This is a genomic window from Streptomyces sp. NPDC033229 (genome assembly GCF_055576875.1).
On the sequence record NZ_JBVIQR010000029.1, the window covers coordinates 104,362 to 110,971 of the forward strand.

Sequence of the window (6,610 nt, forward strand, 5' to 3'; positions counted from 1 at the left end):
GCACTCCCGGGAACCGGGATAATCGCTGCATGAGTACTGCAGTCTCCCGGGGGACGTCCCCCGTACCCCCGGCCAGACAACCGCGGCTGACCGTGCTCTCCGGCCCCTCCGGGGTCGGTAAGAGCACGGTCGTCGCCCATATGCGCAAGGCACACCCCGAGGTATGGCTCTCGGTCTCCGCCACCACCCGCAAGCCGCGGCCCGGTGAGCGGGACGGCGTCCACTACTTCTTCGTCGACGACGAGCAGTTCGACAAGCTCATCGCCAACGGCGAGCTGCTGGAGTGGGCCGAGTTCGCGGGCAACCGCTACGGCACGCCCCGGCAGGCGGTGCTCGACCGCCTGGAGGCGGGCGAGCCCGTCCTGCTGGAGATCGACCTCCAGGGTGCGCGGCTGGTCCGCACGTCCATGCCGGAGGCCCAGCTGGTCTTCCTCGCCCCGCCGAGCTGGGACGAGCTGGTCCGTCGGCTCACCGGCCGCGGCACCGAGTCGCCGGACGTCATCGAGCGCCGGCTGGCCGCCGCGAAGATCGAGCTGGCGGCCGAGCCCGAGTTCGATACGACGCTGGTCAACACCTCCGTCGAGGACGTCGCGCGGGAGCTGCTAGCCTTGCTGCGTTGAGCTGGGGTTGGCTCAGAGAATTGTGCCGACCCGAAACTCGAAGCTTCACCTCCTTCTCCACCCCCCTTCGGAAGGCAGAGAGTGTCCTCTTCCATCACCGCGCCCGAGGGCATCATCAACCCGCCGATTGATGAGCTGCTCGAGGCAACCGACTCGAAGTACAGCCTGGTGATCTACGCCGCCAAGCGTGCGCGCCAGATCAACGCGTACTACTCGCAGCTCGGCGAGGGCCTGCTGGAGTACGTCGGCCCGCTGGTGGACACCCACGTCCACGAGAAGCCGCTCTCCATCGCGCTCCGCGAGATCAACGCGGGCCTGCTGACCTCCGAGGCCATCGAGGCCCCGGCTCAGTAAGCATTCGGTTTTTCATCACCACAGGCCCGGCAGCGCAGCTGCCGGGCCTGTGGTGTGTCATAGACCGTACGTACGCACCACTGCGCGGGGAGAAGCGAAGCGATGGACAAGCCCAAGGTCGTCCTGGGGGTCAGCGGCGGGATCGCCGCCTACAAGGCGTGCGAGCTGCTGCGCCGCCTCACCGAGTCGGGCCATGACGTCCGGGTCGTACCGACCGCGTCGGCGCTGCACTTCGTGGGCGAGGCGACCTGGTCCGCCCTGTCCGGGAACCCGGCGGGCACCGAGGTGTGGGAGAGCGTCCACGAGGTGCCGCACGTGCGGATCGGGCAGGAGGCCGAGCTCGTCGTCGTGGCGCCCGCCACCGCCGACATGCTCGCCAAGGCCGCCCACGGCCTCGCCGACGACCTGCTGACCAACACCCTGCTCACCGCGCGCTGCCCGGTCGTCTTCGCCCCGGCGATGCACACGGAGATGTGGGAGAACCAGGCCACCCAGGAGAACGTCGCCACCCTGCGCCGCCGGGGCGCGATCGTCATCGAGCCCGCCGTCGGCCGCCTCACGGGCGTCGACACCGGCAAGGGCCGGCTGCCGGACCCGGGCGAGATCTTCGAGGTCTGCCGCCGGGTGCTGGCGCGCGGCGCCGGGCGGCCCACGGCGGACCTGGCCGGCCGCCATGTGGTGATCAGCGCGGGCGGCACCCGCGAGCCGCTCGACCCGGTCCGCTTCCTCGGCAACCGCTCCTCGGGCAAGCAGGGGTACGCCCTGGCCCGTACGGCCGTCGCCCGGGGGGCCAGGGTGACGCTCGTCGCCGCCAACAGCGAGCTGCCCGACCCGGCCGGCGCGGACGTGGTCCGGGTCGGCACGGCGGTGCAGATGCGCGAGGCGGTCCTGGCGGCCGCAGCGGACGCGGACGCCGTGGTGATGGCGGCCGCGGTGGCCGACTTCCGGCCCGAGCGATACGCCGAGGGCAAAATCAAAAAGCGCGACGGCCGGGAACCCGAGCCGGTCGCGCTCGTCCGCAACCCCGACATCCTCGCCGAGATCTCGGCGGACCGGGCGCGCCCCGGACAGGTCGTCGTCGGCTTCGCGGCCGAGACCGACGAGGTGCTGGCCAACGGTCGTGCCAAGCTGGCCCGAAAGGGCTGTGACCTGCTGGTTGTCAATGAGGTGGGGGAGCGAAAGACGTTCGGTTCCGAGGAGAACGAGGCGGTTGTGCTCGGCGCGGACGGCAGTGAGACCGCCGTTCCGCACGGCCCGAAGGAGGACCTCGCCGACACCGTCTGGGACCTCGTGGCACCGCGGCTTTCCTGAGCCCGCGGGGGCAGGTGTCGCAGGTCACGCAGGGCTTGATGCGCGACAGCATGCCCCAACCACGGGAACGCCGGATAAACTGACCTCCGGATCCGGGTCGAGCGCAGCTCTCGGCCGGGTCCATAAATGATCAGCCAGCAGCCGCTGCAACCCCAGGGAGCGATGTGTCCCGCCGCCTGTTCACCTCGGAGTCTGTGACCGAAGGTCACCCCGACAAGATCGCTGACCAGATCAGCGACACCATCCTCGACGCGCTCCTCAAGGAGGACCCGACCTCCCGGGTCGCCGTCGAGACCTTGATCACCACCGGCCTCGTGCACGTGGCCGGCGAGGTGACGACGAAGGCTTACGCGCCGATCGCCTCTCTGGTGCGCAACAAGATCCTCGAGATCGGTTACGACTCGTCCAAGAAGGGCTTCGACGGCGCTTCCTGTGGCGTCTCGGTCTCCATCGGCGCGCAGTCGCCGGACATCGCCCAGGGTGTCGACACCGCTTATGAGCAGCGGGTCGAGGGCGACGAGGACGAGCTCGACAAGCAGGGCGCCGGCGACCAGGGCCTGATGTTCGGTTACGCCTGCGACGAGACGCCCGAGCTGATGCCGCTGCCGATCCACCTGGCGCACCGGCTCTCCCGCCGTCTGTCGGAGGTCCGCAAGAACGGGACCATCCCCTACCTGCGCCCCGACGGCAAGACCCAGGTCACCATCGAGTACGACGGCAACAAGGCCGTGCGCCTGGACACCGTGGTCGTCTCCTCGCAGCACGCGTCCGACATCGACCTGGACTCGCTGCTCGCTCCCGACATCCGCGAGTTCGTCGTCGAGCACGTCCTCAAGGAGCTGATCGAGGACGGCATCAAGCTCGACACCGAGGGCTACCGCCTCCTGGTCAACCCGACCGGCCGCTTCGAGATCGGCGGCCCGATGGGCGACGCCGGTCTGACCGGCCGCAAGATCATCATCGACACCTACGGCGGCATGGCCCGCCACGGCGGCGGTGCCTTCTCGGGCAAGGACCCGTCCAAGGTCGACCGCTCGGCCGCGTACGCGATGCGCTGGGTCGCGAAGAACGTGGTCGCCGCCGGTCTCGCCACGCGCTGCGAGGTGCAGGTCGCGTACGCGATCGGCAAGGCCGAGCCGGTGGGTCTGTTCGTCGAGACCTTCGGGACCGCCACGGTCGAGGTCGAGAAGATCGAGACCGCGATCGCCGAGGTCTTCGACCTCCGTCCGGCCGCGATCATCCGCGACCTGGACCTGCTCCGTCCCATCTACGCGCAGACCGCCGCGTACGGCCACTTCGGCCGTGAGCTGCCCGACTTCACGTGGGAGCGCACGGACCGCGTGGACGCGCTGAAGAAGGCTGCCGGCCTGTAAGCCTCCACAGCCTGTCTGACGACGGCCCCGGACCGCTCGGTCCGGGGCCGTCGTGCTGCCGATCACGGGACCGGTCGGGATGTGGAAGGACGCAGCGATCCGCGACACGGTCGGTGGGCGCCGGGTTCGCAGTCCCGTCGATCCCCCTCGCGAACAACATGATGTGCTGGCAGTCTCGCCTGACGCGAGCACACTGTGCGGCCCAGCTTGCGGACGCGCAATCGCCGGTGCAGCCTCGGCTGTGGACCCGTCGGCACCACCTCCGGTGGGGCCAACGGCTCTTAGACCACTTCGAAGTTGGCCATCATGGCCATGTCCTCGTGTTCGAGGTTGTGGCAGTGCAGCATGTAGCGGCCCCGGTATCCGTCGAACCGGGCGAGGACTTCCACGACCTCGTACGGGCGCACGTCGACGGTGTCCTTCCACCCGGCGTCGCAGGGATCCGGCGGCTTGTTCCCGCGGGCGACGACCTGGAACTGGGCAAGGTGCAGGTGGACGGGATGGTGGAAGTCGCTGCTGAACCGCCAGCGTTCCACGCTGCCCAGCCGCGGGGCGGCCCACACCTTCGATGTGCTGAACGGCTTCCCGTTGATGGTCCACATCTGCCGCTCCTCACCGTCGCCCGTGCGCCGGAAGTCGAAGGAGCGCACCGGCATCGCCCGGGTCGCGGTGAGCTTGTCGAAGGCGGACAGGCGGGCGGGTACCCGGCTGTCGTCCTTCTCGGCGCGCACGATGTGGAAGCGCATCACCTGGCGCATCCTGCCGTCGGCCGCCGTGTTGGCCAGGGTGATGCGGGTGCCGACGGGATGCCGGGAGAAGTCGACGACGACGTCGAAGCGTTCGGCGGGCGCCATCGTGAGCGTGGCCAGGCGCTGGGGCGCGGCCAGCAGGCCGCCGTCGCTGCCGATCTGGACGAACGGCGGGTGTGCGCCGTCCTCGGTGTCCAGGCGCAGCTGGTAGCGGCGGGCGTTGGAGGCGTTGAGCAGCCGTAGCCGGTAGCGGGTGTTGGAGACTTCCAGTTCGGGCCAAGGTGCGCCGTTGACGAGCTGGACGTCGCCGAGCACCCCGTCCATGTAGGCGTCCTCGACGCCCGGCCGCCGGGTGCAGGTGGGGTCCAGGGCCGGGTAGCGAAAGGAGCCGTCCGCTTCGAAGGAGCGGTCGGCGAGCATCAGCGGGACGTCGCGGTCTCCGCCGGGCAGGGGGAGCCGGTCCTCCTCCTCGTCGCGGACGATGAACATGCCGGCCAGACCGCGCCAGACCTGAGGGGCGGAGAAGTCCATCCGGTGGTCGTGGTACCAGAGCGTCGCGGCCCGCTGCGGCAGCGGATAGTCGTAGGTACGCACCGCCGTGGTGGTATCACCCGGCATCGAGTCCCCGTGCGCCGAGTGAGCCGCCGGTGAGGTGGCGGTCGCGTCGTAGCGGTTCTGGCCGGGGGCGCAGCGTGTGGGCAGCACGAGGTCGGTGGGGTATCCGTCGGATTGGGGCGGGGTGACGCCTCCGTGCAGGTGCATCGCGGTCGGTACGGTGAGCATGTTCCGTACGTGCACCACCGTGCGGCGCCCGGAGCGGGCGGTGAAGGTCGGGCCGGGGAAGATCCCGTCGTAACCCCAGACCGTGGTCTTGCGGCCGGGCAGGATCTCTACCTGGCCCTCCCGCTGGTCGAGTTCGTAGAAGTCCGCGCCTGCCTCTGTGCGGGCCGGGCGCGCCGCCGGCGGCACCGCCAGCGGCGCCCGGAACGGTTCGGGAACCGGACCCACCGTGCGCAGGATCCGTCCGGTGGAGGGCTGCGCGAGGCGGGAGTAGCCGGCCGCGCCCAGGGTGATGGCCGCACTCGCACCGGCGGTCAGTCCCAGAAACCCCCGGCGGCTCAGCCTGCCCGTACGCCGCGGGCTCACCGCGCCCCGCCCGCGACGTGAGCAGTCGGCCGGTAGGTGTAGGCCCAGCACGTCAGGGCCGTCGCGCAGCCGAAGACGGCCATGCCGAGCGGCATGTGCCCGGCCAGGACGCGCGCCTCGCCCAGCCCCTGCTGCACGGAGACGAGCACGACCAGCAGGGCGCTCGCCGCGGCCGGCCAGCCCGGCCCGCGCAGCAGCCGCCACACCAGCACCGCCGCCACCGTCTGTACGACGGTCAGTGCGCCCAGTACGGCGGCGTTCGCCGCGTGCCAGGCCAGCAGATCGAGGTCGCCGGTCACGAACAGGCCCGCGAGGGCCGCCTGTACGAGGGTGTCCAGCAGCACCAGCACCGCGCCGGCCCGCAGCAGGCGCAGCGGCCAACGCCGCCGAGGCGGGGGCTCGGGCGGAGCCGTCGGAGCGGGGGCGGGTATGAGCTCGGGGACGGCATGGGGCATGACTGAACTCCCTGATTCCTGGCCTGGTCGTCTCGGGGACCGCTCGGCGGTGCGGGCTACCGGAGCCCGGCGCGGTGCGTGCGCTCGTACTCCGCGAAGCCGTCGGCGACGCCCAGGAAGATCTCACCGAAGGACAGGTAGCCCTCGGCGATGAGCGGGGTGTCGCGCAGCGCCTCGACGAGGAAGTAGTAGGCGCCGAGGTCCTCGGTCTCCAGTACGGCGAAGTCGGAGAAGCGGCCGTGGAACGCCTCGGCGTCGAAGAAGCGGGCCGAGACCCGGTCCGCGTACGCGGCGAACACCGGCTCGATGTGCTCGGCGCGCATCGCGTTGCGCGCCGGGCGAGACAGCGCCAGCCAGCGCGGGGCGAACGTGTAGGTCAAGACGATGCCGTACTTCATGGGACCCCCCGGATCACAGCCGCGAGCTTTTGCTAACGGCGTTAACTTTTGAGGGGTCAGCTAAAGTTACAGGTGTTTACTTTGTCAAGCGGGTCCGCGCCCCGGGCCCCTAGACGAGTCATTCCGAATGCTGACGGTGTGTCCGGGAACGCAGACAGGGCGTCCAAGATCGTTGTGTGACGAACAACCTGGACGCCCTGCTGA

At 70.3% G+C, this 6,610-nt stretch carries 7 protein-coding genes; 4 read left to right on the forward strand and 3 right to left on the reverse strand.

The genetic code is table 11. The annotated features are described in order from the left end of the window. Positions 1–29 precede the first annotated feature (29 nt). From gmk to metK, 4 genes are all read left to right on the forward strand, one after another. A complete protein-coding gene (gene gmk / locus ACZ53N_RS24605; RefSeq protein WP_469142950.1) occupies positions 30–620 on the forward strand; it encodes a guanylate kinase in 591 nt (196 codons plus the stop codon). An 81-nt stretch (positions 621–701) separates the two neighbouring features. Beyond that, entirely contained in the window at positions 702–974 is a 273-nt protein-coding gene (gene rpoZ, locus ACZ53N_RS24610) for a DNA-directed RNA polymerase subunit omega (RefSeq protein WP_004948662.1), read from the forward strand. Between the two features lie 102 nt (positions 975–1,076). After that, positions 1,077–2,285 (forward strand): bifunctional phosphopantothenoylcysteine decarboxylase/phosphopantothenate--cysteine ligase CoaBC, encoded by a 1,209-nt coding sequence (gene coaBC / locus ACZ53N_RS24615; protein WP_469142951.1) that lies wholly within the window; start codon positions 1,077–1,079, stop codon positions 2,283–2,285. A gap of 164 nt (positions 2,286–2,449) precedes the next feature. Then, the gene (metK, locus tag ACZ53N_RS24620) at positions 2,450–3,658 is read left to right on the forward strand and encodes a methionine adenosyltransferase (RefSeq protein WP_130876850.1); all 1,209 of its coding nucleotides are present in this window, start codon (positions 2,450–2,452) and stop codon (positions 3,656–3,658) included. Positions 3,659–3,939: 281 nt separating this feature from the next. On the opposite strand, the gene ACZ53N_RS24625 is transcribed toward metK, so the two are convergent. Genes ACZ53N_RS24625 through ACZ53N_RS24635 form a run of 3 tightly spaced genes read right to left on the reverse strand, consistent with a single transcriptional unit; the run spans position 3,940 to position 6,406 of the window. Continuing rightward, positions 3,940–5,553 (reverse strand): multicopper oxidase family protein, encoded by a 1,614-nt coding sequence (locus ACZ53N_RS24625; protein ID WP_469142952.1) that lies wholly within the window; start codon positions 5,551–5,553, stop codon positions 3,940–3,942. Beyond that, the gene (locus tag ACZ53N_RS24630; protein ID WP_469142953.1) at positions 5,550–6,008 is read right to left on the reverse strand and encodes a hypothetical protein; all 459 of its coding nucleotides are present in this window, start codon (positions 6,006–6,008) and stop codon (positions 5,550–5,552) included. Before ACZ53N_RS24630 ends, ACZ53N_RS24625 begins: the two co-directional genes overlap by 4 nt. A gap of 56 nt (positions 6,009–6,064) precedes the next feature. After that, the gene (locus ACZ53N_RS24635; protein WP_469142954.1) at positions 6,065–6,406 is read right to left on the reverse strand and encodes a darcynin family protein; all 342 of its coding nucleotides are present in this window, start codon (positions 6,404–6,406) and stop codon (positions 6,065–6,067) included. Between the last annotated feature and the right edge of the window lie 204 nt (positions 6,407–6,610).

Coding starts and splice junctions, on each gene's coding strand:
- ACZ53N_RS24630 (WP_469142953.1), bottom strand. CDS start 6,008: ATGCCCCATGCCGTCCCCGAGCTCATACCCGCCCCCGCTCCGACGGCT.
- gmk (WP_469142950.1), top strand. CDS start 30: ATGAGTACTGCAGTCTCCCGGGGGACGTCCCCCGTACCCCCGGCCAGA.
- coaBC (WP_469142951.1), top strand. CDS start 1,077: ATGGACAAGCCCAAGGTCGTCCTGGGGGTCAGCGGCGGGATCGCCGCC.
- ACZ53N_RS24635 (WP_469142954.1), bottom strand. CDS start 6,406: ATGAAGTACGGCATCGTCTTGACCTACACGTTCGCCCCGCGCTGGCTG.